This window comes from Mesorhizobium alhagi CCNWXJ12-2 (genome assembly GCF_000236565.1).
Classification (GTDB): domain Bacteria; phylum Pseudomonadota; class Alphaproteobacteria; order Rhizobiales; family Rhizobiaceae; genus Allomesorhizobium; species Allomesorhizobium alhagi.
The window spans coordinates 1-21,559 of the sequence record NZ_AHAM01000007.1 but is presented as its reverse complement, the minus strand read 5'-3'; the positions used below and the strand labels follow the sequence as shown (position 1 = coordinate 21,559).

Sequence of the window (21,559 nt, the reverse complement as noted above, 5' to 3'; positions counted from 1 at the left end):
GAAATTTTGATGTCCGAACCGAACGCGCAGATCGCCACGCGCTTGTGGACGCCGCAAGGCTTTCGCGAGGATGAGTGGGTCCATGCCGAGAGCGCCGACGCGCTCTCCGGCAATGGCCGCTTCATCCTGCCGTTGCAGGCTTTTCTCGACCTCGACCCGGAAGTGCGGAAATCCGCGAAGGAGCGGCTCGGCGTGCTCTTGCTGCCCGGCGATGCGCTGGAAAAAATCACCGATTTGCTCGACGATGTCTCGCTCGTGGCGCTGGCGTTTCCCGCGTTCAATGACGGCCGCAGCTTCTCCAAGGGAGAGCTTTTGCGCAGTCGCTACGGCTTCCAGGGCACGGTTCGCGCAACCGGCCAGGTGCTGATCGACCAGCTGCCGCATATGCTGCGGTTGGGTTTCACTGAGTTCGAGGTGTCGCATCCGACATTGATCGCCCGCCTCGAAGCCGGGCGCACCGGCGGCATTCCGCTCTACTATCAGCCGACGGCCAAGCCGGGGGGCAAAGGCGCGAAATATTCCTGGCGCCGAGTTCCCGCCGCTTAGCCGTTCGCCCAATGTGATCTGCGCCGCCAACGCTGCGCCACATTTCCGGCTTTTCCTTTCAGCGTTTCCGCCATAGGATGCGCGCGATTATTTCGGCGACCGAAATAAATCTGATCTGGGAGGAGAACCGAGATGCCGGGCAAGAAAATTCTGATGCTGGTCGGTGAATTCAGCGAAGAGTACGAGATTTTCGTTTTCGAGCAGGCCATGCACGCGGTCGGCCACACGGTGCATGTCGTATGCCCGGGCAAGAAGGCGGGCGAGATGATCAAGACTTCGCTGCACGACTTCGAGGGGCATCAAACCTATACCGAGAAGCTCGGACACGACTATTACGTGAACAAGACCTTTTCCGAGGTGAACTCGGCTGACTATGACGCAGTATATTGCGCCGGCGGCCGCGGCCCGGAATATATCCGCATCGACAAGGGCGTGCAGGCGATCGTCCGCCATTTCCACGAGACCGGAAAACCGATCTTCACCATCTGCCACGGCGTGCAGATCCTGATAGCGGTCGACGGCGTGGTGCGCGGCAGGGAGGTCGCAGCGCTTCAATATTGCGAGCCGGAGGTCCGGCTCGCCGGCGGCATCTATATCGACGTTGCTCCCGATGGCGCGCATGCCGACGGCAACCTCGTCTCGGCCAAGGGTTGGCCGGGCCTCGCCGCCTTCATGCGCGAGTGCCTGAAGGTGCTCGGCACCGAAATCGCCCATGGCAAGACGTTGATGCGCGAGACGCGGCAGGCTGCCGAGTAGTTCGGGCGGGCATCCGAAAGCGTTGAAGTTCGGGTGACTTGCCAGCCACCCGAACGCCAAGCATCAGTTCGAGGGCGCGTTGCGCGGGAAACGGCCGGCGCCGCCATGCGGGAAAAGGCGGAGCTTGCCGTCTTCAAGCGTGGCCGAGAACGCATAGCCGTTATTGACGGGGCGCAGATCCGAGGCAGTTGGATCCTGTCCGTAGAACATCTGCGGACGGACCGGCAGGCCGACCGAAAACTTGTTTTCGACGTGACTGTCACCCTGGGAGGCGAGTGCTACGGCGGTTGCCGAAACTGCGGCTGCGATGACCGCCGCGGCGGCCAAAGACGATATGATTGCGTTTTTCATTTTCTTTCCGTTGGCCGAAGCCATCCATCTGTTGCTGCGTTGCAGCATGCAGATGTGGTGCGCTGCACAATTTATCAAATGAGAAATTTTTAGCTGCCCAATAAGAATTCCTCATCGGTTAGGAGGAATGCGCCCAGCGGCGATGCCGGCGGCAACTCGCTATCGGAAAAAGGCTGGCCGGGCTCGCCTATGTAGCCACCAGCGTTATGACCAATCCAGCGACAAACGATCGACCAATCCCTTGCTCCCATGGGAGCGCCACGTTGGCTTACCCTTCGCCCGCCCTACGTTCCGGGAAGCTTTCAAGGACCGCTGGCCGGGACCATGCGCTGGAGTGCGAAAGGATGACAGACGGATGATCCTCACCCGCAGAACATTCGTGAAGGCTGCTGCTGCCTCGGGAGTGGCCTTCGCGCTGCCCGGAGCGGCATCTGGCCAGGCGCATGCACCTCTGGCGCGGACCATTCCGTCCTCCGGCGAGGCGATCCCGGCGGTCGGCCTCGGCACCTGGATCACCTTCAATGTCGGCGATGACCCGGTGCTGCGCGACGAATGTGCCGACGTGATGGCGGCGTTCTTCGAGGCGGGCGGAAGCGTGATCGATTCCTCGCCGATGTACGGCTCCTCACAGCCCGTGATCGGCTATGGCCTCGAAAAACTTGGCCGGCCGGACGCGCTGTTTTCGGCGGAGAAGGTCTGGACCTCCTCCGCGGCGGACGGACCCTCGCAAATCGAGCAGTCCCGGCGCTTCTGGGGTGTCGAGCAGTTCGACCTGATGCAGGTCCACAATCTCGTCGGCTGGGAGGCGCATCTCGACACCCTGTTTGCGATGAAGGCGGACGAACGGATCCGCTATGTAGGCATAACCACCTCCGAAGGCCGCCGGCACGATCTGTTCGAGCAGATCATGCGGGATTTTCCACTCGACTTCGTGCAACTCACCTACAACGTCGTCGACCGGGAGGCGGAGGAGCGCCTCCTGCCGCTGGCGGCTGAGCGGGGCATAGCCGTCATCGTCAATCGGCCCTTCCGGCAAGGGGAACTGACACGGCGGCTCGAAGGCGAGCCCCTGCCGGCCTGGGCGTCTGAGATCGGAGCTTCAAGCTGGGCGCAGTTCATCCTGAAGTTCATCCTCGCGCATCCTTCCGTCACCGTCGCCATCCCCGCCACCACCCGCGTCGATCACGTGCGCGAGAACGTAGCCGCCGCGGCCGATCCGCTCCCAGACGCAGCCATGCGCGAGCGGATGACCGCCCATGTCCGGGATCTCTAGATGTCGGAATGGTGGACGTACCGGCCGGAGGACTTCCTGCTCTTCTCGCCGCGCGTCTACTGGCGCATGTTCGAACTGCACAATGCCGCGTTCTGGCCGCTGCATTTCGCAACGCTTGCCGCCGGCCTTGCCATCATTTTGCTCGTGCTTTGGCCGCTGCCCAGGCGTGGGCTGTGGGTCGCGCTCATCCTCGCAGCGCTCTGGGGCTTCGTCGGTTGGGCTTTCCTGTGGAGCCGCTATGCGACGATCAACTGGGCGATCGTCTATGTCGCGCCGACCTTCGGCGTCCAGGCGCTGCTGCTGGCGATCGCAGCCGCACGCGGCGGTCTCGCCATGGACCGGAGGGACATAGGCGCATGGCTCGGAGTGCTGCTCATGGCGATTGGCATCGTCGCCTACCCGCTGCTGCCGCCGCTCTTCGAGCGGCCGTGGCGAAGCGCGGAGGTCTTCGGCATAGCGCCGGACCCGACGGCGATTGCGACGCTCGGCGCCCTGCTGATGGCGAGCGGTCGGCTCGCGCCGCTGCTGTCTGTGGTCCCGCTGCTTTGGCTGCTGCTCAGCGGGCTGACGCTTCGAACGATGGGCGATCCCCAGGCGTGGCTGCCGCTTCTGACGGCCGGGACGGCTATTGCCGTACTGGCCCTGCGCCGCTTGATTCCGGCCGCAAAATGAGCAGACGTATCCGACGCCCTCGGGCGTCAGACCGTCAGCACAGTTTGTCCGCCGCCATCACGCCACCGCCCGCGCCTCGCGGAACGACACCAGCTTGCGCCGGCCTTCGTCCCACAGCACGAGCTTGACGCAGCGCAGGCTGTCGGGGATCGTTATGCGCCCGACATCGCGCAGTTCCGGATAGTCCCTCAGCACTTCCGGGAGCCGGTAGTGCGGCACCTTGCTGGACAGATGATGCACGTGGTGGATGCCGATATTGCCGGTAAGCCACCTCAGCACGCCCGGCAAATCGTAATGCGAGGAGCCATGAAGCGCGGCCTGCTGGAACTCCCACTGATCGCCTTCCGCCCAATGCGTGTCCTCGAACTGGTGCTGGACGTAGAACAGCCAAACGCCGACGGCGCCGGCCATGACGACGATAGGCAGGTGGACGAGCAGGAACGGCACGAGGCCGACCAGCCAGATCAGCACAACGGCAATCGTCGCGATCGCCAGGTTGGTCGCCATGGTCGACACCCAGGGCATCAGGCCCGACCGCATCATGCCGAAGGGAAGCCGCTGCTGGATCAGGAACAGCCAGGCCGGGCCGATGCCGAACATCACGCCGGGATGGCGGTAGAGGCGGTAGCGGAATTTGCCCCAGCTCGACAGCGCCTGGTATTCCGCGACGGTCAGGGTGGTGATGTCGCCGACGCCGCGTTCGTCGAGATTTCCGGCCGAAGCATGGTGGGCCGCGTGCGCTCGGCGCCAGTAGTCGTAAGGCGTAAGCGTCAGCACGCCGATGGCGCGGCCGGTCCAGTCGTCGGTGTGGCGGTGGGCGAAGAACGAGCCGTGGCCGCAATCGTGCTGGATCATGAAGAGCCGGACCAGGAAACCGGCGGCCGGGATGGTGAGGATCAACCCCCACCATTGACCGTAAGCGACCGCCGCCCATGACAGCGCCCAGAGCGCCGCGAAGGGGATGACCGTGACGGCCAGTTCGAATGTGCTGCGCAGCCGGTCAGGCTTGCGGTAGCGTGCGAGGATCTTGAGCCAGGCGCGATCGCCCGCGCCGGCGGTGATTTTTGGGGGCATCATGTTCATCCCGGACCTTAAGCGTGCCTTTGAGGCCGGTGCAAGGCGGGATGCGCATGAATTGTGGGGACGGACTGCGGCGAATCGTCAGGAACCGCCGTTGGTCTTGCGGCGGCGCTTGCTCGCTTTCTTCTCGGCTCGGTCGAGTTCATCGAGCAGATCGCGCAAATGCGTCGGCACATCCGGCTTCACCGCGAAGGGCGGCAACGACCGCACGAACCTGCGCATCGGTTCGCTGCCCATCTGGCGCCGAACTTCGGGCGATAGGCTTTTCACGGGATGCTGTGTGTCGCGGGTCATCATTTCAGGGCCAGTCCGTTCGCGGTTAAAACTCCCTGCGCAAAGCAATGGTTCCTGCATTTCCGCCCCGCCGCAAGCGTAACCGGGAGGTACGGTAAAGTTTTAATTAATATCGAACGGCATGGGCAGGTACGCTCGGCTGCGTTGCGCGCGAGCTATTCCGGACAGGCAGGAACGAATGCCGGGCGGCTCACGGTGAGGGGCCGTGGAAGTCCTTGCCCCTTGATTTTTGGAACCCGAAGCTCGATATCGGGCGCAACTTCCAACCTTTGCCGAACGACGGGATATGGCGATGAGCGACCAGATAAAAGACGAACGCGCGCCTGACGAGAATGAGACGGCCGATGCGACGCCGGAGAGCAATGAGAACGGCGTCAACGGCGACTACGAAGCACTCGTGCGGCTCCTGAAGGAAAACGAGGAGCTTAAGGATCGCGCTTTGCGGGCCGCGGCCGACATGGAAAATCTGCGCCGCCGCACCGCGCGCGAGCTGCAGGACGCACGCGCCTATTCGGCCGCCAATTTCGCGCGCGACATGCTGTCGGTCTCCGATAATCTCCGCCGTGCTCTCGACGCCATTCCGGCCGAGGCGAAGGCGGCGGGCGACGCCGGCTTCACCGCGCTGATCGAAGGCGTCGAAATGACCGAACGCGCCATGCTCGCCGCGCTGGAGCGCCACGGCGTCAAGAAACTGCAGCCTGAAGGCGAGAAATTCGACCCGAACTTCCATCAGTCGATGTTCGAGGTAAACAATCCCGACGTTCCGGCCAATACGGTCGTGCAGGTGGTTCAGCCCGGCTATTCGATCGGCGAGCGCGTCCTGCGCCCGGCCATGGTCGGTGTCGCCAAGGGCGGGCCCAAGCATACCGCAAACGATGCGCCGCCTGAGCCGGGGCCGGTCAACGAACAGGCCGAGAAGGACGCGTGAGGGAATAGGGGAATAGGGGAATAGGGGAATAGGGGAATAGGTTGGTTCGTCCGGGCTGAACAGAAACCGCCGGGGAACTCAGTTTCAGCTATTGCGCTGTCTGAATGCCGGATAAGCTACTCCCCTACTCCCCTACTCCCCTACTCCCCTACTCCCCTACTCCCCTACTCCCCTACTCGGCTTCATGAACCCCATCCTGCTTCTCGACTATGCCGGCGTTGCCGTCTTCGCCGCCACCGGCGCGCTCGCTGCGTCGCGCAAGCAGCTCGACATTGTCGGCTTCCTGTTCCTGGCCAGCGTAACCGGGATCGGCGGCGGCACGCTCCGCGACATTATTCTCGACGTGCCTGTGTATTGGGTCGACCACCACGCCTATGTGCTGGTCTGCGCCGCGGTCGCGGTCATCGTCTTCTTCACCGCGCATCTCATCGAATCGCGCTACAGGCTGCTGCTCTGGCTCGACGCGGTCGGGCTGTCGGCCTATTCGGTAATGGGCGCGGCCAAGGGGCTGGCGGTCACCGGCTCGCCGACCGTTGCGATCGTCATGGGCATGCTGACGGCAACCTTCGGCGGCATATTGCGCGACCTTCTGTCGGGCGAGCCTTCGGTCCTGCTGCGCCCGGAAATCTACGTCACCGCGGCAGTGACGGGCGCTGCGGCCTTCACCTGCGCCGATCTCGCCGGGTTTCCGACCGTCGCCTCTGCCCTGATCGCCTTCGCGGCGGCCTTCATGGTGCGCGGTGGGGCGCTGAAATTCGGCTGGTCGTTCCCGGCCTATCGCAGCCGGCCGGGTAGGAACCCGGAGGATATCCCCTGACTATTTCGCCAGGCCCTAAGCAACGCCCTCGGCGCCTGCATGGCGAAGGCGCGCTCGAGCCGGAGCGCAAGTTCGGCGGTAGAGATGGCATCGATGCGCACGAGGATCGCCGGCCAGCCCTTGTAGTGGTCGGTCTCGAAATAGATGTCCGGCGCCGCGGCAATCAGCAGATCCTTCTCCTCCAACGGGCACATCAGCACCACAGTATCCGGGTCCTTGACTCGGCAGAGCGATTTGCCGCGCACCTTCAGTGAGGGAGTGTTGAACCAGGTGCTTTGCGCAATTTCGGGCAGTTGACCGGCAGCCTGGACCAGCTTCGCGAAAGCGGGGGCAAGCTCGCCCTCGGCAAATTGCGGATTATGCCGCGAAACGATGCGTCTCCCCGCCATAGTAGCTGATGTAGCGCTGGCCGATCTCCCGGACCGGCATGACCACGAATACGTCGACCGTATCGAATTCGTGGTCGACGACGCAGCCGTCGCCCACTTTCGCGCCGACGCGCAGATAGCCCTTGATCAGCGGCGGCAAGGCCATGGCCGCCGACCTGACATTGATCGCCTCAGTTGGCATCAAATCCATGCTGCGATACCGCTCCGCGACCGCCCGCACGTCGAACTCGGCGCTGGTGCGGCAGTAATGCGCCAGATAGGACAGCGCCTCGGCATGGGCGGCCGGCACGGTGCCGTGGAACGAAGCGCACCCCGCCATCACGCCGATCCGGTAGTGGCTGATATAGGCCCAGATGCCCTGCCAGAGCAGTTCTATCGTCCGTTTCGAGCGATACTCCGGCAGCACGCAGGATCGGCCGAGCTCCAGGAACCGTTGGCCGGGATGGCGCGCGATGAGCTTCCCGAATTCGAATTCCCCGTCCGAATAGAAGCCGCCGGCTGCGAACGCCTTTTCCTGACGCAGGAGCCGGTAGGTGCCGACTATGCGGCGGTGTTCGGGGCCGGCAAGCGCCGTGTCGAAGACCAGGAGATGGTCGCAGGCCGCGTCGAAGCGATCGGCGTCACGCCTCCCGGACGGCAGACTGCTGCGCCTGGCGCCGAGCTCGTCGTAGAAGACCCGGTAGCGAACCTCCTGCGCCGCGGCGATCTCGGCCTCGCTGCGCGCCAGCCGAACCTGCAGCGTGCCGATCCGGCCGAGAACCGCGGTCGCAAAATCCGTCTCCAGGCTGCGCGAAGCGGCCATGCCGCCATTCGCACTTGGGAGACAATCCATCACGGGCAACGCTGTTTGCACGGGTGATTCTCCTCGAGCATCCTCATGCCGCGGAACTAACGGGACAGTGCAACAGGATTGTGACTCTAGAGCACCGGCGAAATAGCGGCAACAGCCGGCTAACAGACTCGAATGACCGGTCGATCTACGCGGCCGCCTGTTCCTCGACCGCTTCGACCAGCGCTTCCGGGTCGAGGGGCTTGGTGACGAAGCCGCTGGCGCCGTGGGCCAGAACCGCATGGCGGGTCTTTTCCTGGTTGTCTGCCGACAACACCATGATCGGCACCGGGACAATGCCCATTTCTTCTTCGTGCCGCCTTATGACGGCGATCGCATCGAGCCCATCCATGACCGGCATGTGTAAATCCATCAGCACGACATCGTAGCGGTGTTTCGGCCCGGCGCCCGTCACCGCCTCGACAGCCGCCTTGCCGTTGCCGACGATCTCCACCCTATGGCCGGCCTTCTGCAAGGTGGCGCGCGCCAGCATCGCGTTGATGTCGTTGTCTTCGGCGATCAGGATGGACAATCCCAGCGGTTTGGTGTGCCGCGCCGGCGCCGATGCGGCTTTGGCCGGGGCTTGGCCCTGCGTCGCCGGAACTGCCGCCCCTGCAAGCAGAACACGCAGCAGCGTTTCACCACGCACCGGTCGCGCCAGGAAAGTCGCGTAGCCGCTCGCCCGGAATTCGCCGAGCATGCCGCGGTCGGTCGGCGCGATCAGTGTGATCGCCTCGCCCGCCGTGAACCCTACCTGGCGCAGGCGCTTGAGGATGCGGCCGTCGCCGGCTTCGAGCGCCGCATCGACGAGCAGCGCATCGCAATGGCCGGCAAAGGCGGTCGCCTGCTCCACGGTCGCTGCGATCTCGGCCGAGCCGCCATAGGCGCGGATGGTGCAGGCGATCGCTTCGGCCTCGACAGTGTTTTTCGAAAGGATGACGGCATGGTGCCCGGCAAGCACGGTACCGCGCGCCTGCTGGGCTTCCGTGGCCGCGGCGGCGGGAATCTCGAAGGAGAACTCGGAGCCGGCGCCGAATTCGCTTGTGACGGAAATCGAACCGCCCATCGACTTGACGATCCGTCTGGAGATGGCGAGGCCGAGGCCGGCGCCGCCATGGGCACGGGTCGAGGTGCCGTCGGCCTGCTCGAATTCCTCGAATATCCGCTCCATGTCGGTCTGGCGCAGCCCGGGACCGGTGTCGGCGACGGAAAAGCGGATCATGCCGGAACGCCCGGCGCCGGAACGGGTAACGGTCACCAGCACGCCGCCGGCATCGGTGAACTTTATCGCATTGCCAATGAGGTTGAGCAGCACCTGGCGGACGCGGCCTGGATCGGCGGTGATCATGTGCGGCACTTCGGGCGCGACGTGGCATCCCAGGCCGATATTCCTGGCGAAGGCGCGCGACGCCAGCAATTCTACCACGTTTTCCGTGAGTTCGCGCGGCGACATGGGTTGCGGTTCCGGTTCGAACCGACCCGCCTCGATCTTGGAATAGTCGAGCAGATCCTCGATCAGGGCCAGAAGCGCACTGGCCGAGGTCGAAACCGCGCCGACATAGGTGCGTTGCTCGGGTGAAAGCCTGGTGTCGGCCAGAAGCTTGGCCATGCCCATGATGCCGTTCATCGGCGTGCGGATTTCGTGGCTGACCGTCGCCAGGAAGCGCGATTTGGCCTGGCTCGCATGCTCGGCGCGCTCGCGGGCGTTGATTAGTGCCGTCTCGGCGCGCTTGCGCGCGGTGATGTCGCGAGCGATCGCCCGGTGCGAGACACTCTTGCTGGCCTTGTCGCGCACCGAGAGCTCGATCCAGGAAAACCAGCGTGTCCCGCCCGGCGCCTGGATTGCGACATCGGTGGAACTCAGGCATTCGCCGTCGGAGAACGCCGCGTCGGGCACGACGCCTACTTCGACACCAAGCTCCGACAGGGTCTGGCCGTAGAGATCGCGCGTCTCCATGCCGATGAGCTCGGCGAACACCTTGTTGGCGTAGACGACGCGGCCGTCGCGGTCGCGGTGCACGACGAGATCGCCGAGCGCGTCGATCAATCCGTGGAAGCGCTCTTCGCTTTCCTGCAACTCCCACATCTGGTCGGCGAGCGTTTCGATCTCGGCGCGGCTCTGCGCAACCCGCTCGTCGATTATCGAGGCAGCTTCCTTCTCGGCGCGGTAGCTGCGCAGCAGCACGAACAGTCCGGCAGCGGCGGTGGCGAGCAGGCACACGCTGATGAAGATCGGCGCGCCGGTCAGCCTGGCCAGGCCCGCAAGCATCACGACGGCAACGAGCGTGACATAGGCGAGCGCGCGAAAACGCTTCGGCGGAAGCTCGGGCGCGAGCGGCGGCGCGGGTATAAGGCTGCGCGCTGACGCTGCCGGCCTTCCGCCGAAAGCGCGGTCCGCCTCCCGTACCCGCCTGTCTTCGTCCAATCCCGCGATCATGCGTCATTCATACGCAGATAGTGCTTAGGGAAGCTTTGGATCGATCGTTCGAATTTTAGCGGTATAACGCGATTGACCGGCAATTTGCCGCGGCGGGTACCTTTCCGCATACTTCCAGTTGAGACAGGGCTGAATTTGTGAAATGTGGGGCCATGCAGACAGAAAACCCGCGCCGCGTCCCATCGATTCTCCGGTCCTTCCTCGATAGCGAGGCCTCGGGCGGCCTGACGTTGATGTTCGTCGCCGCTCTGGCGCTGGTCATCGCCAATTCGCCACTGGCGCCGCTCTATTTCGACGTCCTGCACCGCTATGTATTTGGCCTTTCAGTGCTGCATTGGATCAACGATGCGCTGATGGCGGTGTTCTTCCTGCTGGTCGGGCTTGAGATCAAGCGCGAATTCCTGGACGGGCAACTCGCGACCTGGACGCGCCGCGTCCTGCCCGGCATTGCGGCGCTCGGCGGCATGGTCGTGCCCGCCGCGATCTTCGTCGCATTGAACTTGGGCGACCCGGAGCGGCTGCGCGGCTGGGCAATACCGTCCGCGACCGACATTGCGTTTGCCCTCGGCGTGCTGTCGCTGCTTGGTCCGCGCGTGCCCATCTCGCTTAAAATATTCCTGACGGCGCTTGCGATCCTGGACGATCTCGGCGCGGTGCTGATCATCGCGGTCTTCTACACTGCCGACCTGTCGCCGCTGATGCTCGGTCTTTCGACCGCGATGCTGCTGGTCCTGGCGGCGCTCAACAGGACAGGCGTGAAGCATCTTGCGCCCTATCTGATCGTGGGCGCTGCGCTCTGGTTCTTCGTGCTGAAGTCGGGCATCCATGCGACGCTTGCGGGGGTCGCGCTGGCGCTCTTCATCCCGCTGAAAATCTCGGCCGGCGACCACCCGGAATCGCCGCTGCACCGACTCGAGCATGTACTCCAGCCGTGGGTCGCTTTTCTGATCATTCCGGTCTTCGGCTTCGCCAATGCAGGCGTGTCCTTCGCGGGCCTCAGCTTCGCCAAGCTGGCGGAGCCGGTGCCGCTCGGCATCGCGCTCGGCCTTTTCGCCGGCAAGCAGGTCGGCGTCTTCGGCTTTGCCTGGCTGGCCATCCGGCTGAAGCTTGCCGATATGCCTCGCTACGCCTCCTGGCCGCATCTCTATGGCGTGTCCGTGCTTTGCGGCATCGGCTTCACCATGAGCCTGTTCATCGGGTTGCTCGCCTTCCCTTATTCGGAGCAACTCCAGAACGAAACCAAGTTCGGCGTCCTTCTGGGCTCGACAGCCGCCGGTCTGGTCGGCTGGCTGATCCTGCGCCTGACCAAGGCCGATTTTCCCGAGCAGCCCTGACCGATCTACCGCGGGTCACATCTCGACGACGACGCGGCCCCTGACGGTTCCGTCCATGATCCGGTGGGCGGCGTCGATGATGCCGTCGAAGCCGATCGTCGTCGACAGCGCCGCGAGCTTGGCGTGGTCGAGTTCGGTGGCGATGCGCCGCCAGGCTTCCAGCCGGAGTTTTTTCGGCGCCATCACGGAATCGATGCCGAGCAGCGATACGCCCCGCAGGATGAAAGGGGCGACGCTGGCGGGCAGGTCCATGCCCTGCGCCAGGCCGCAGGCGGCGACCGCGCCGCCATAACTGGTCATCGACAGCACGTTGGCGAGTGTGTGGCTGCCGACCGCATCGACGCCGCCGGCCCAGCGCTCCTTGGCAAGCGGCTTGGCCGGACCTGAAAGTTCGTCGCGCGAAATGATTTCAGCCGCGCCCAGATCGCGCAAATAGCTTTCCTCTTCGGTCCGGCCGGTGGAGGCGACGATATGATAGCCGAGCCTGGAAAGAATTGAGATCGCCACCGAGCCGACGCCGCCGGCGGCCCCGGTCACCACCACCGGGCCGCGATCGGGCGAGATGCCGTGGCGCTCCAGCGCCATGACGCAGAGCATGGCGGTATAGCCGGCGGTGCCGACCGCCATGGCGTCGCGCGGGCTCATGCCTTCAGGCAGCGGCACCAGCCACTCGCCCTTGACCCGGGCGCGCTCGGCATAGGCGCCGTGATGGGTCTCGCCGACGCCCCAGCCATTGAGGATAACCTTGTCGCCCTTTTTCCATTCGGGGTGGGATGACGCCAGGACCGTGCCGGCGAAGTCGATGCCCGGCACCAGCGGAAAGCGCCGGATAACCGGCGCCTTGCCGGTGATCGCCAGCCCGTCCTTGTAGTTGACCGTCGTCGCTTCGACCGAGACCGTCACGTCGCCTTCCATCAGGTCGGCCTCGGAAATCTCCGTAACCGCGACCGACTGCTTCTTGTTTTCATCGCGCGAAACGAGGATGGCTTTGAAGGTTTCGGGCATTTCTTCCTCGCTCGTTGGTTTCAATCGGTAGCGATTTTGGGGTCGCGCTTCGGCAAAATCAATCGTCCGAAGGCTCCGCCTCGCCGCGCCAGTTGAGGAACTCGTCAAGCACCACGATGAACGCACCAACCGAGATGAAGGCGTCGGCGAGGTTGAACACGGGGAACGACCAGACCGGCGTATGGAACAAGATGTAGTCGATGACATGGCCATATAGGGCGCGGTCGATGAGATTGCCGATCGCACCGCCGATGATCAGGCAAAAGCCGACGCGCGCCATGATCTGGTTGGGATCCGTCCGCTTGGCCAGGAACAGCACGAAGGCGATGACGGCTAGCGACAGAATGATCAAACCTTTGTCGCCGACCCACTCGAACATGGAGAAGGCGACGCCGGTATTGTAGGTTCGGTAGAGCGCCAGGAAGGGCGCCACGTCGACCTTCTCGTGCAGGACAAGCCCGGTTTCGACCAGCCGCTTTATCCATTGGTCGAGGGCGATGGCCGCAACGATGAGGCCGCCATAGGCTGCAAGCGATCTGTAATTCACCGGGCATCCTCCGCGCCGAGCGTCAGTGCGCCGCGCCTTATCTCGAACAGCATGACGCCTGTGGCGACTGCCAGATTGAGCGAATCGGCGCGTCCGGCCTGCGGAATGCGCAAAAGCTTGTCGCACGCATGGGCGAGTTCGTCCGGCAGCCCCTGCTGCTCGTTGCCCATCAAAAGAACGACCGGGCGGCCCGAATAATCCACCGAGCGGTAGTCGACTGCGCCCTTCAGATGTGTGCCGGCGACGAGGCCGGAAAAGCCCTTGCGCCAGGCGAGAAACGCCTCCGTGGTGGCGCGCGCCACCGGCACGGCGAAAATCGAGCCCATCGTCGCCCGCACCGTCTCCACTGCGAACGGATCGGTGGTCTCGCCGACCAGGATGACGCCCCTCGCGCCCACGGCGTCGACGGTGCGTATAACCGTGCCCAGATTGCCCGGATCTCGCACCCGGTCGAGCGCCACCCAGACGTCGCCGTCTTTCGGCTGGATTTCCTTCAGCGGAATGAGCCGCTGCGCGAAGACGCCGACCACCATCTGCGGATTGTCGCGGCGGGTGATTGCAGTCAGCACTTTTTCGGAAACTTCCAGCACCGTGCCCCCGGCGGCCACCGTGCGAGCCGCGACCTTCTCGATGGCAGTGTTGCCGCGCCCGGCCTTGGCGAAGACCAGCGTCCTTATCGACCAGCCGAGATCGAGCGCGTCGATCACCAGCTTCAGCCCTTCCGCCATGAAGGCATGCTGCTGGTCGCGGAATTTTTTAAGCGCCAGCGCCTTGATGTCCTTGATCAGCGGGTTGGCGAGGCTGGTGACTTCCTTGACCTGGCCCGGCGCGCCGTGGCGATGCTCACTCATGCGGCTATTCTCTTTAGTGGCCGCATGATCTTGTCCGAAAACCGGCTTCCACTTTTCGCTGTCGCGGACCTTTGGTTCGGGATCATGCGGCGATCCAACGCGAGAACAGAGAGGTCGAGAGCGCCCGGCCGGCGGCCTTTTCGCGGATGACGAGCTCGCCGGATTCGACCGTTCCGCCCATGCCCGCAAACGTGTCGCGCATCAGCGCGTGGATCGAAAAGAACGAGGCGCGGATCGAATAGGCGGTCAGCACCACCGCCAGCGGCTTCGGCGTCAGGATCGCGCGGCAGATGTCGGTCAGCGCGGGCAGATCCTCGAAAAGCTGCCAGACCTCGCCCTTCGGCCCGCGCCCATAGGCCGGCGGATCGAACAATATGATGTCGTAGCCATTGCCGCGGCGCTCCTCGCGCTCGGCGAATTTCATGGCGTCATCGACGATCCAGCGGATCGGCTTGTCGGAAAGCCTCGCCATCTGCTGGTTTTCGCGGGCCCAGCCGATCGCCTTTTTCGAGGCGTCGACATGTGTCACTTCCGCGCCGGCGCGGGCGGCGACCAGCGAAGCCAGACCGGTATAACCGAACAGATTGAGCACCTTTACAGGCCGCTTCGCGTCGCGGATCAGCCCGGCCATGTGGTCCCAGTGCGAGGCCTGCTCGGGGAAGACGCCGACATGGCGGAACGAGGTGAAGCGGCCGAGATAGTCGATCCCATCGTGCCGCATCGGCCACGTCTCGCCGAGCGGCGTTTTGGGAAAGCGCCAGCGGCCCATGCCTTCCTCGTCGGTATCGCCGGTGAAGATCGCGTCCGCCTGCTGCCATTCGCGGGCTGGCAGCGCCTTTTGCCAGATCGCCTGGCCTTCGGGCCGGACGATACGGTACGAGCCGTACTGCTCGAGCTTCTCGCCGCCGCCGCTGTCGATCAGCGCGTAATCGGCATTGGGCGCGACCTCGAGGATGACCGGCAGCCTTTCGGCCGGCAACGCGCCTTCGCGGCGGCGGAGCACACGCTGCCCGGCGGCCGGTTCCTCGGCTTTAGGTGGGCGCGGCGCGGTGCGAACCGCGATGGCGGGCTTCGGCCGCTCGCGCTCCGGGCGTCTCTCGCGGCGTTTGTCACGCGAAGGTTTCAAGAAGAGGCGTCTCCCGGCGGCATCGCGCCGCTTTTGGCACAGCCCATGCGGCGGCGCAACAAAGGCTAATCTTTGCGGCTGATGGAAACGAGCGTGAGCGCAACCATGATGAAACCGACGAGCTTGATCGCCGCGACCGCCATATGCCCGGTTTCCCAGCGTAGCCGGATAGCGTCGAAGTTCTTGGGGATCGGCCCGGGAACCCATGTCGCGAGCTCGGAATTCGCCGGCGCGACCAGCAGGAACCATGCCGCAAGCGCGGCGGAGAGGAGCGCCGCCGCGACGGCGAAGTAGAATGCCGGCCGGTCGCGGCGCAGCATGAAGGCGAGGATGGCTGGAAGGGCGATCGCAGACAGGTCGAGCGGTGCGCCGACAGCGGCAAACAGCCAGAATTGCGCGTTGAATACCGTGGCCTCGCGCCACAGTTCCGGCGACCACTGCGTCAGCCGGGGAAGCGATTCCAGCACGTGGGCGAAGGAGGGGCCGAGGCTGAGCGCGGCGATCGTGGCGGTCAGCACCGACCAGATGATGAGGGGCATCCGCATGGTCACGACGATCGTCCAACGCGGTGGAATGGGAGCGGGTTCCGGCACCCGGGGACGTGGCGACCGGGCAGGTTGTGCGTTGGCCGCGACGCCACCCGCCACTCAAGGGGAGGGGAGCGCCGCGTTCGCCACCGCCGTCTCAGCCTTTGACAGCCCGGTACACCGCAATCCCCGCCGCGAGATCCTCCAGCGCCGCGCCGACCGACTTGAACAGGGTGATCTCGTCCGCAGTCCCTCGGCCTTTTTTCTCGCCGCGCGCCAGTTCGTGCAGGTCGGCAACGATCGCGTCCTTCGACAGAACTCCCGACGCCAGCGGCTGGACGATGTCGCCGGCCTCCTTGGTCGCTCCGGCGCGAGTGTCGACATAGACGTGGGCGCGGCGGATCGCCTCGTCGTCGCTTTCGCGCATCATCGGCGTGAAGCCGCCGACTAGGTCGACATGCGCGCCGGGCTTCAGCATGGCGCCCTTGATGAGCGGCGTGGTCGAAATGGTGGCGGAGGAGACGATGTCGGCTTCGCCGAGCGCGGCGTCGAGATCGCCGGCTGCCTCGGCCTGAAAACCTTCCGAACGAAGCTCGGCAGCGACTTTCTCGGCATTGGCCTTCGTGCGGTTCCAGATTCTTATCTGGCGGATAGGGCGAATCGCGGAATGCGCCTTGGCCAGGAAGGGCGACAATGCGCCGGCCCCGATAACCAACAGCTTCGAGGCGTCCTCGCGGGCGAGGTAGCTGGCGGCGAGCGCCGAAGCGCAGGCAGTACGCCACTGCGTCAACCTTTGGCCGTCGATCAGCGCCTGCGGTTCGCCGGTAATCCCGTCGAGCAGCAGGTATAGCCCCATCACGGCCGGCTTCTGGATGGCGTTGTTGTCGGGCGAGACCGTGACGATCTTGACGCCGATATGGCCGCCGGCGCCACGGGCCGCGTTGAAATCGGTCCACGCCGGCATCAGGAGCAGTGTCGAGGCGGCACCCGTGGGGCGCTCGATCGTGTGGTGATGGCGCACCGGCTGCACAGCACCCTCGCGGAAAGCGGTGCGCAGCGTCTCCACCAGCCCCGGAAAGGTCAGCGCCCTGTCGACCTCGGCGGCCGAAATTGTCAGCATTTTCTGCCCCTGTCTCGGTTGTGCCAAGGAAGGTTCAATGGCTCGGCGTCGGCAATGACGGCGCGTTGGGGTCGGCGGGGCGGGGGCCCGCCTCGCGCAGCAGTTCGGCCTCGCGGGCACGCTGGCGCGCCAGCTTGCGGTAGCGTCCCTGCCGGAACCACGTCGCGACGCTGCCGATGATCATGCCGAGCGCAAGCGCGGCAAACAGAAGGAAAAACAACGGCAGTTGCACCGTCAGCGCCGGATTTCCGGGGTTGAACGGGTCGAGCGTGAAGGCAGCCGGCGCGCGGTTGGCGACCGCGAGCGCGATCAGGATGATCGCGATCGGGACCACGACGGCGACGAGCAGGATACGGTTGAGCATGTGTTTTTCCAGAAGAGCCGGATTGCAGCCGATGCCGCCGGCCCGGATGATTATTTTTGTGCGTTCAGGCGCTCGCGCAGTTCCTTGCCGGTCTTGAAGAAGGGAACCCACTTCTCCTCGACCTCGACCGAATCGCCGGTGCGCGGGTTGCGGCCAGTGCGGGCCGGGCGGTTCTTCACGGAAAACGCGCCGAAACCGCGCAGTTCGACGCGGTTTCCCTCCGCGAGCGCGTCGGTGATCTCATCGAATATGGCGCTGACGATGTTTTCGACATCCCGCTGGAAAAGGTGCGGATTGCGTGCGGCAATGATCTGCACGAGTTCGGATTTGATCATGAGCGCGTCCCTCGCCATGGCTTTTCTGGTCAAACAGCATACGAATATGATTTTATTCGTCTTTTCGCTTCACTTGGCAACTTTCAAGGGTGCCAGACCGACACCAGACCGTCAAGGAACAACCGGTCGGCGCCGATCTCGCGGATGAATTCGCCGCCATGGCCGGGCAGGCCGAGCGCCCGGCCGGCCATCTCGGCCAGCGAACTGCCCAGGAACAGCACCGATCCTTCTTCCTCCGGCTCCCATTCGATAACCCTCAAATCCGCACTTACGCCCTTGGTGGTGAGCCAGTTGGCGGCTTCGCGCTCGCCGCCCAGGCTGTCGACCAGTTTCTTTTCGAGCGCCTGGCGTCCGGTGAAGACGGAGCCGTCGGCCAGCGTCAGCACTTCGGCGCGCGACAGCGGGCGGCGCTCAGCGACGAGGCCCACGAACCAGTCGTAGCTGTCGAGGATCATGGCGCGGAGCATGGCGCGCTCTTCCTCGGTCGTCGGGTTGAAGGGCGACGGCTCGGCCTTCAGCGGCGACGACTTTATCTCCTCGAGCCCGATGCCGACCTTCTCCATCAGTCCGGTAAGGTCCGGAAACTGCACGAGAACGCCTATCGAGCCGACGATCGACGACTGGCGCGCGACGATGTGGTCGGATGCACTGGCGATCATGTAGCCCGCGGAGGCCGCGAGCGTGCCGACCTGGGCCACGACCGGCTTCTCGGCGGCCAGCCGGCGCACGGCGTCGAAGATCGCTTCGCCCCCGGCGGTCGTGCCGCCGGGCGAATCGATCGACAGGATGACGCCCTTGACGGTCGAGGATTTCCGCACATTGTCGAGAAGTTCCAGGAGATCCTGGTCCTCGGTGATGGTGCCTTCGATCTCGATCTTGGCGACATGGTCGACTGCCGTGCCGCCGAACTCGTCACCATAGATCCAGGCGGAGGCGGCGGCGATTGCGAGCGCGGCGATGACGAGCGCAGCAATGCGCCAGAAGGTCAGCTTGCGTCGCAAGCGGCGTCGGTCGATCAGGTCGTCGGCTCTGTAGGCCATGGCTTGGTCTCGCATTATTTTGGCGCAGGCGTTCGTTTTTAGAGCAAGGATTTGGCGAGAGCCACCGCTTTTCGCCTGCGGCGTGTTCTCGCGGGTTCATTGCAGTGCGGAAAGGGCTGACAATTCACCCAAATATAACCATATTGGAGTGTAAGTCGCAGACATCGGGCGGCTGCCGGTTTTCGCGGCGGCTTGGACAGGATTACGACAATTTTTTCGGCAGACGGGGCTTGCGCCGTCCAGGCCGGGTGGCGGCGAAGCGGCGCAGCCATAATTTCGCGATTTTCAAAAGCTTGATCCGGCGCGCCCATGTCGGGATCTTGCAAATGACGGCAACGCCCGGCATGGAGCCGGAAACAAGAAGGTATTGATTTGGCGGGATCCGTACAGACGACCACCAGCCAGGATGGCAAGGGCGTCCCGGCCGCCGAGGCGCACAGGGCGTCGCGCGAGGCGTTCGCGCTCGCGCAGAGGCATTCGCGCACGGTCCGCGTGCTGAAGAGCGCGCTGCCTCTGCTTGCGGCGGCGATGGCGCTCGGCTTTCTGGGGTATTCCTATGTCATGACGCCTGCTTCGGTTGCGGTCAAAGCCGACGGGTCCGCGATTTCGGACGGCAAGCTGGTCATGGCCAATCCGAAGCTCGACGGCTTCACCAAGGACAACCGCCCCTATTCGATGAACGCGTTGCGCGCCATCCAGGATTTCCAGAACGAAGGCGTGGTGCAGCTTGAAGGCATCAGCGCCAAGCTGCCCATCGACGCCGAAAACTGGGCGACGATCGACGCGGCAGGCGGCGTCTACGACCGCGACAAGAACACGCTCGCGATCGACAGCGAAATCACCGTCACCACCGCCGACGGCATGACGGCGAAACTCAAATCGGCGACGATCGACATTGGCGGCGGCGGCATGAAAACCGAAGATCCCGTCGACATCAGGATGGACGGCGCGACGATCACATCGGATACCATGACGATTGGCGAAAACGGCAAGGTTCTGGTATTCGAAAAGCGCGTCCGCATGGACATCGATCCGCAGCGGCTGAAGGCGACGCAACAGGCAAATGGAGACCCCGATGTGGTCAATTGATTTTCGGCCGCTGGCGGCAGTGGCGCTCGGTCTCCTGGTGCTGGCGTCCGCGCCCGGCGTCGTTTCGGCGCAGGAAAGCGCCACGACGAGCAGGCTTTCGGGACTGAAGATGTCCGGCGACGAGCCGATCCAGATCGAGAGCGACAAGCTCGAAGTCCGCGAGTCGGAGAGCATCGCGATTTTCAGCGGCAATGTCAGCGTCACCCAGGGCCCCACGCTGCTGAAATCGGGAAAGATGACCGTCTATTACGCCAAGGAAGGCGGCTCGGCCGCAACCGGCTCGGCCAATATCGACAGGCTCGAGGTCGACGGCAAGGTCTATGTCAAGTCGGAGAACCAGGTGGCGACCGGCGACCGCGGCACGTTCGACATGAAGACGGAAGTCCTGGTTCTCTCCGGCAAGGAAGTGGTGCTGTCGGAAGGGCCCAACGTGCTGGTCGGCTGCAAGCTGACCGTGCAGATGAAGACCGGCGAAGCGCAGGTCGACGGCTGCAAGGAAGGCAGCTCCGGCACGGGCCGGGTCATGATGTCGATCACGCCGGGTTCGCAGAACCAGTCCGGGTCGCAGAACCAGTAATGCCGCAAAGCATATCCCTGATTTCGCGCATGTCGGGCCGGCTGCAGCAGAAGCCTGCGGCCCCGTCGCTGCGTCCCGATGCCGACAAGTTCAAGGGCACCCTGATCGCGCATGGCCTGACCAAGAGCTACAAGGGCCGGCAGGTGGTCAACGGGGTTTCGCTCGGCGTCAGGGCAGGCGAAGCGGTCGGGCTGCTCGGCCCCAACGGCGCCGGCAAGACCACCTGCTTCTACATGGTCACCGGACTGGTGCCGGTCGACCAGGGCAGGATCGAGATCGACGGTTTCGACGTGACTTCGATGCCGATGTACCGCCGCGCCCGTCTCGGCGTCGGCTATCTGCCGCAGGAAGCCTCGATCTTCCGGGGGCTGACGGTTGAGAACAACATTCGCGCCGTACTTGAGGTGGTCGAGAAGAGCCGCAAGGAGCGCGAGCGCAGCCTCGACGCGCTGCTCGAGGAATTCCATATCTCGCATCTGCGCAAATCGCCGTCGATGGCGCTGTCGGGCGGCGAGCGCCGCCGCCTCGAGATCGCCCGCGCGCTGGCGACGCGGCCGAACTACATGCTGCTCGACGAGCCTTTCGCCGGCATCGATCCGATCGCGGTGGCAGACATCCAGCAACTGGTGCGCCATTTGACCACGCGCGGCATCGGCGTGCTGGTCACCGACCACAATGTCCGCGAGACGCTCGGCCTGATCGACCGCGCCTACATCATCCATGACGGCGAGATACTGAAGCACGGCTCCGCCGCGGACATCGTCGCCGACCCGGATGTGCGCCGTCTGTACCTCGGCGAAGGCTTTACCCTCTAGATTCAGGTGATGCCTGCCTGCAAATGGCGGGCATTGCCGACCGGGTTGTGGGCGCGCAAACCGGCGCGTTGCGATTGAAAACGCTCCAAAATCGTTGCCCAAACGCCGATTCTGCCCCGCGTAACGCTCCGGTAAGCCGCTTTTGCTAGCGTTTCGCTTGACAAGCAAAAGCCGGGCCAGTTGATAGGCCCTGGTTCTTGGCCGACGCTCCTTTGCAGCGCCGGCTCGGGTGGGTTCGGGGCGTAAAGTTCATCGGCATGGCTCTTTCGGCCAAATTGCAGCTAAGACAATCGCAGTCGCTGGTGATGACGCCGCAGCTGATGCAGTCGATCAAGCTGCTGCAGATGACCTATGCCGAACTGGAGCGCTTCGTCGAGGAGGAGATCGAGCGCAATCCGCTGATCGAGCGCGCCGAGACGCACGACGAAGCGGCCTCCGATCAGTTGCAAAAGACCGA

At 64.3% G+C, this 21,559-nt stretch carries 25 protein-coding genes and 1 pseudogene; 11 read left to right on the top strand and 15 right to left on the bottom strand.

The window, feature by feature from the left end:
• The first annotated feature begins 9 nt into the window (after positions 1-9).
• A complete protein-coding gene (locus MAXJ12_RS00535) occupies positions 10-546 on the top strand; it encodes a DUF934 domain-containing protein (protein WP_008833770.1) in 537 nt (178 codons plus the stop codon).
• Positions 547-678: 132 nt separating this feature from the next.
• On the top strand, positions 679-1,302 hold the full coding sequence (locus MAXJ12_RS00530) for a DJ-1/PfpI family protein (RefSeq protein ID WP_008833769.1): 624 nt from the start codon (positions 679-681) through the stop codon (positions 1,300-1,302).
• A 63-nt stretch (positions 1,303-1,365) separates the two neighbouring features.
• Here MAXJ12_RS00530 and MAXJ12_RS00525 read toward each other — a convergent pair whose 3' ends face one another.
• Positions 1,366-1,653, bottom strand: a complete 288-nt coding sequence (locus tag MAXJ12_RS00525) for a hypothetical protein (RefSeq protein WP_139043753.1) — start codon at positions 1,651-1,653, stop codon at positions 1,366-1,368.
• Between the two features lie 355 nt (positions 1,654-2,008).
• Here MAXJ12_RS00525 and MAXJ12_RS00520 point away from each other — a divergent pair, with 355 nt between their 5' ends.
• Both MAXJ12_RS00520 and MAXJ12_RS00515 read left to right on the top strand, forming a co-directional pair.
• Positions 2,009-2,926, top strand: a complete 918-nt coding sequence (locus MAXJ12_RS00520; RefSeq protein ID WP_008833767.1) for an aldo/keto reductase — start codon at positions 2,009-2,011, stop codon at positions 2,924-2,926.
• Positions 2,927-3,598 carry a DUF6064 family protein gene (locus MAXJ12_RS00515; protein WP_008833766.1) on the top strand — a complete coding sequence of 224 codons (672 nt, stop codon included), beginning with the start codon at positions 2,927-2,929 and terminating at the stop codon, positions 3,596-3,598.
• A gap of 57 nt (positions 3,599-3,655) precedes the next feature.
• Here the strand turns inward: MAXJ12_RS00515 and MAXJ12_RS00510 are convergent, their stop codons facing one another.
• Together MAXJ12_RS00510 and MAXJ12_RS00505 are read right to left on the bottom strand one after the other, a co-directional pair.
• A complete protein-coding gene (locus tag MAXJ12_RS00510; RefSeq protein ID WP_008833765.1) occupies positions 3,656-4,681 on the bottom strand; it encodes a fatty acid desaturase in 1,026 nt (341 codons plus the stop codon).
• 78 nt (positions 4,682-4,759) lie between these two features.
• Positions 4,760-4,975, bottom strand: coding sequence for a hypothetical protein (locus MAXJ12_RS00505; RefSeq protein ID WP_008833764.1), 216 nt, complete (start codon positions 4,973-4,975; stop codon positions 4,760-4,762).
• 289 nt (positions 4,976-5,264) lie between these two features.
• On the opposite strand from MAXJ12_RS00505, the gene grpE reads away from it, so the two are divergent.
• Both grpE and MAXJ12_RS00495 read left to right on the top strand, forming a co-directional pair.
• A complete protein-coding gene (grpE, locus tag MAXJ12_RS00500) occupies positions 5,265-5,900 on the top strand; it encodes a nucleotide exchange factor GrpE (protein WP_040584477.1) in 636 nt (211 codons plus the stop codon).
• A 184-nt stretch (positions 5,901-6,084) separates the two neighbouring features.
• The gene (locus MAXJ12_RS00495) at positions 6,085-6,717 is read left to right on the top strand and encodes a trimeric intracellular cation channel family protein (RefSeq protein ID WP_008833762.1); all 633 of its coding nucleotides are present in this window, start codon (positions 6,085-6,087) and stop codon (positions 6,715-6,717) included.
• On the opposite strand, the gene MAXJ12_RS00490 is transcribed toward MAXJ12_RS00495, so the two are convergent.
• From MAXJ12_RS00490 to MAXJ12_RS00480, 3 genes are all read right to left on the bottom strand, one after another.
• Positions 6,675-7,106 carry an MmcQ/YjbR family DNA-binding protein gene (locus MAXJ12_RS00490; RefSeq protein WP_008833761.1) on the bottom strand — a complete coding sequence of 144 codons (432 nt, stop codon included), beginning with the start codon at positions 7,104-7,106 and terminating at the stop codon, positions 6,675-6,677. The two genes, MAXJ12_RS00495 and MAXJ12_RS00490, sit on opposite strands and share 43 nt — an antisense overlap.
• A complete protein-coding gene (gene olsB, locus MAXJ12_RS00485; protein WP_008833760.1) occupies positions 7,075-7,908 on the bottom strand; it encodes a l-ornithine N(alpha)-acyltransferase in 834 nt (277 codons plus the stop codon). Before olsB ends, MAXJ12_RS00490 begins: the two co-directional genes overlap by 32 nt.
• A 175-nt stretch (positions 7,909-8,083) precedes the next feature.
• Complete coding sequence (locus MAXJ12_RS00480) at positions 8,084-10,372, bottom strand: ATP-binding protein (RefSeq protein WP_008833759.1); 2,289 nt, start codon at positions 10,370-10,372, stop codon at positions 8,084-8,086.
• A 152-nt stretch (positions 10,373-10,524) separates the two neighbouring features.
• Between MAXJ12_RS00480 and nhaA the strand changes: the two genes are divergently transcribed.
• The gene (nhaA, locus tag MAXJ12_RS00475; protein WP_008833758.1) at positions 10,525-11,706 is read left to right on the top strand and encodes a Na+/H+ antiporter NhaA; all 1,182 of its coding nucleotides are present in this window, start codon (positions 10,525-10,527) and stop codon (positions 11,704-11,706) included.
• 15 nt (positions 11,707-11,721) lie between these two features.
• Here nhaA and acuI read toward each other — a convergent pair whose 3' ends face one another.
• The 9 genes from acuI to sppA form a co-directional block, all read right to left on the bottom strand.
• Entirely contained in the window at positions 11,722-12,711 is a 990-nt protein-coding gene (acuI, locus tag MAXJ12_RS00470) for an acrylyl-CoA reductase (NADPH) (protein ID WP_008833757.1), read from the bottom strand.
• A 58-nt stretch (positions 12,712-12,769) separates the two neighbouring features.
• On the bottom strand, positions 12,770-13,258 hold the full coding sequence (lspA, locus tag MAXJ12_RS00465; RefSeq protein ID WP_008833756.1) for a signal peptidase II: 489 nt from the start codon (positions 13,256-13,258) through the stop codon (positions 12,770-12,772).
• The gene (locus MAXJ12_RS00460; RefSeq protein WP_008833755.1) at positions 13,255-14,109 is read right to left on the bottom strand and encodes a TrmH family RNA methyltransferase; all 855 of its coding nucleotides are present in this window, start codon (positions 14,107-14,109) and stop codon (positions 13,255-13,257) included. Before MAXJ12_RS00460 ends, lspA begins: the two co-directional genes overlap by 4 nt.
• Before the next feature lie 82 nt (positions 14,110-14,191).
• A complete protein-coding gene (locus tag MAXJ12_RS00455) occupies positions 14,192-15,235 on the bottom strand; it encodes a class I SAM-dependent rRNA methyltransferase (RefSeq protein ID WP_008833754.1) in 1,044 nt (347 codons plus the stop codon).
• A gap of 65 nt (positions 15,236-15,300) precedes the next feature.
• Positions 15,301-15,774 carry a hypothetical protein gene (locus MAXJ12_RS00450; protein WP_040584475.1) on the bottom strand — a complete coding sequence of 158 codons (474 nt, stop codon included), beginning with the start codon at positions 15,772-15,774 and terminating at the stop codon, positions 15,301-15,303.
• 145 nt (positions 15,775-15,919) lie between these two features.
• Positions 15,920-16,882, bottom strand: coding sequence for a bifunctional Delta(1)-pyrroline-2-carboxylate/Delta(1)-piperideine-2-carboxylate reductase (gene lhpI / locus MAXJ12_RS00445; RefSeq protein WP_008833752.1), 963 nt, complete (start codon positions 16,880-16,882; stop codon positions 15,920-15,922).
• A gap of 34 nt (positions 16,883-16,916) precedes the next feature.
• Positions 16,917-17,246 carry a lipopolysaccharide assembly protein LapA domain-containing protein gene (locus tag MAXJ12_RS00440; protein ID WP_008833751.1) on the bottom strand — a complete coding sequence of 110 codons (330 nt, stop codon included), beginning with the start codon at positions 17,244-17,246 and terminating at the stop codon, positions 16,917-16,919.
• 50 nt (positions 17,247-17,296) lie between these two features.
• Positions 17,297-17,581, bottom strand: a complete 285-nt coding sequence (locus MAXJ12_RS00435) for an integration host factor subunit beta (protein ID WP_008833750.1) — start codon at positions 17,579-17,581, stop codon at positions 17,297-17,299.
• Positions 17,582-17,664: 83 nt separating this feature from the next.
• Positions 17,665-18,621 (bottom strand): signal peptide peptidase SppA, encoded by a 957-nt coding sequence (sppA, locus tag MAXJ12_RS00430; RefSeq protein ID WP_008833749.1) that lies wholly within the window; start codon positions 18,619-18,621, stop codon positions 17,665-17,667.
• A 372-nt stretch (positions 18,622-18,993) separates the two neighbouring features.
• Between sppA and lptC the strand changes: the two genes are divergently transcribed.
• The 4 genes and pseudogenes from lptC to MAXJ12_RS00410 all read left to right on the top strand — a co-directional run.
• The gene (gene lptC / locus MAXJ12_RS00425; protein WP_008833748.1) at positions 18,994-19,710 is read left to right on the top strand and encodes an LPS export ABC transporter periplasmic protein LptC; all 717 of its coding nucleotides are present in this window, start codon (positions 18,994-18,996) and stop codon (positions 19,708-19,710) included.
• Positions 19,697-20,287, top strand: a complete 591-nt coding sequence (locus MAXJ12_RS00420; protein WP_008833747.1) for an LptA/OstA family protein — start codon at positions 19,697-19,699, stop codon at positions 20,285-20,287. Before lptC ends, MAXJ12_RS00420 begins: the two co-directional genes overlap by 14 nt.
• Positions 20,287-21,102 (top strand): LPS export ABC transporter ATP-binding protein, encoded by an 816-nt coding sequence (gene lptB, locus MAXJ12_RS00415; protein WP_008833746.1) that lies wholly within the window; start codon positions 20,287-20,289, stop codon positions 21,100-21,102. Before MAXJ12_RS00420 ends, lptB begins: the two co-directional genes overlap by 1 nt.
• Positions 21,103-21,359: 257 nt before the next feature.
• Positions 21,360-21,559: pseudogene (locus MAXJ12_RS00410) on the top strand (RNA polymerase factor sigma-54); the annotation flags it as partial.

Excerpts from the sequence above, each read along its gene's own strand:
- MAXJ12_RS00435 (WP_008833750.1), bottom strand. The coding sequence starts at position 17,581 with ATGATCAAATCCGAACTCGTGCAGATCATTGCCGCACGCAATCCGCAC.
- MAXJ12_RS00460 (WP_008833755.1), bottom strand. The coding sequence starts at position 14,109 with ATGAGTGAGCATCGCCACGGCGCGCCGGGCCAGGTCAAGGAAGTCACC.
- acuI (WP_008833757.1), bottom strand. The coding sequence starts at position 12,711 with ATGCCCGAAACCTTCAAAGCCATCCTCGTTTCGCGCGATGAAAACAAG.
- nhaA (WP_008833758.1), top strand. The coding sequence starts at position 10,525 with ATGCAGACAGAAAACCCGCGCCGCGTCCCATCGATTCTCCGGTCCTTC.
- MAXJ12_RS00510 (WP_008833765.1), bottom strand. The coding sequence starts at position 4,681 with ATGAACATGATGCCCCCAAAAATCACCGCCGGCGCGGGCGATCGCGCC.
- lptB (WP_008833746.1), top strand. The coding sequence starts at position 20,287 with ATGCCGCAAAGCATATCCCTGATTTCGCGCATGTCGGGCCGGCTGCAG.
- sppA (WP_008833749.1), bottom strand. The coding sequence starts at position 18,621 with ATGGCCTACAGAGCCGACGACCTGATCGACCGACGCCGCTTGCGACGC.
- MAXJ12_RS00520 (WP_008833767.1), top strand. The coding sequence starts at position 2,009 with ATGATCCTCACCCGCAGAACATTCGTGAAGGCTGCTGCTGCCTCGGGA.
- MAXJ12_RS00420 (WP_008833747.1), top strand. The coding sequence starts at position 19,697 with ATGTGGTCAATTGATTTTCGGCCGCTGGCGGCAGTGGCGCTCGGTCTC.
- MAXJ12_RS00530 (WP_008833769.1), top strand. The coding sequence starts at position 679 with ATGCCGGGCAAGAAAATTCTGATGCTGGTCGGTGAATTCAGCGAAGAG.
- MAXJ12_RS00440 (WP_008833751.1), bottom strand. The coding sequence starts at position 17,246 with ATGCTCAACCGTATCCTGCTCGTCGCCGTCGTGGTCCCGATCGCGATC.
- MAXJ12_RS00535 (WP_008833770.1), top strand. The coding sequence starts at position 10 with ATGTCCGAACCGAACGCGCAGATCGCCACGCGCTTGTGGACGCCGCAA.
- MAXJ12_RS00525 (WP_139043753.1), bottom strand. The coding sequence starts at position 1,653 with ATGAAAAACGCAATCATATCGTCTTTGGCCGCCGCGGCGGTCATCGCA.
- lhpI (WP_008833752.1), bottom strand. The coding sequence starts at position 16,882 with ATGCTGACAATTTCGGCCGCCGAGGTCGACAGGGCGCTGACCTTTCCG.
- MAXJ12_RS00505 (WP_008833764.1), bottom strand. The coding sequence starts at position 4,975 with ATGATGACCCGCGACACACAGCATCCCGTGAAAAGCCTATCGCCCGAA.
- MAXJ12_RS00480 (WP_008833759.1), bottom strand. The coding sequence starts at position 10,372 with ATGATCGCGGGATTGGACGAAGACAGGCGGGTACGGGAGGCGGACCGC.
- olsB (WP_008833760.1), bottom strand. The coding sequence starts at position 7,908 with ATGGCCGCTTCGCGCAGCCTGGAGACGGATTTTGCGACCGCGGTTCTC.
- MAXJ12_RS00490 (WP_008833761.1), bottom strand. The coding sequence starts at position 7,106 with ATGGCGGGGAGACGCATCGTTTCGCGGCATAATCCGCAATTTGCCGAG.
- MAXJ12_RS00495 (WP_008833762.1), top strand. The coding sequence starts at position 6,085 with ATGAACCCCATCCTGCTTCTCGACTATGCCGGCGTTGCCGTCTTCGCC.
- MAXJ12_RS00450 (WP_040584475.1), bottom strand. The coding sequence starts at position 15,774 with ATGCCCCTCATCATCTGGTCGGTGCTGACCGCCACGATCGCCGCGCTC.
- MAXJ12_RS00515 (WP_008833766.1), top strand. The coding sequence starts at position 2,927 with ATGTCGGAATGGTGGACGTACCGGCCGGAGGACTTCCTGCTCTTCTCG.
- grpE (WP_040584477.1), top strand. The coding sequence starts at position 5,265 with ATGAGCGACCAGATAAAAGACGAACGCGCGCCTGACGAGAATGAGACG.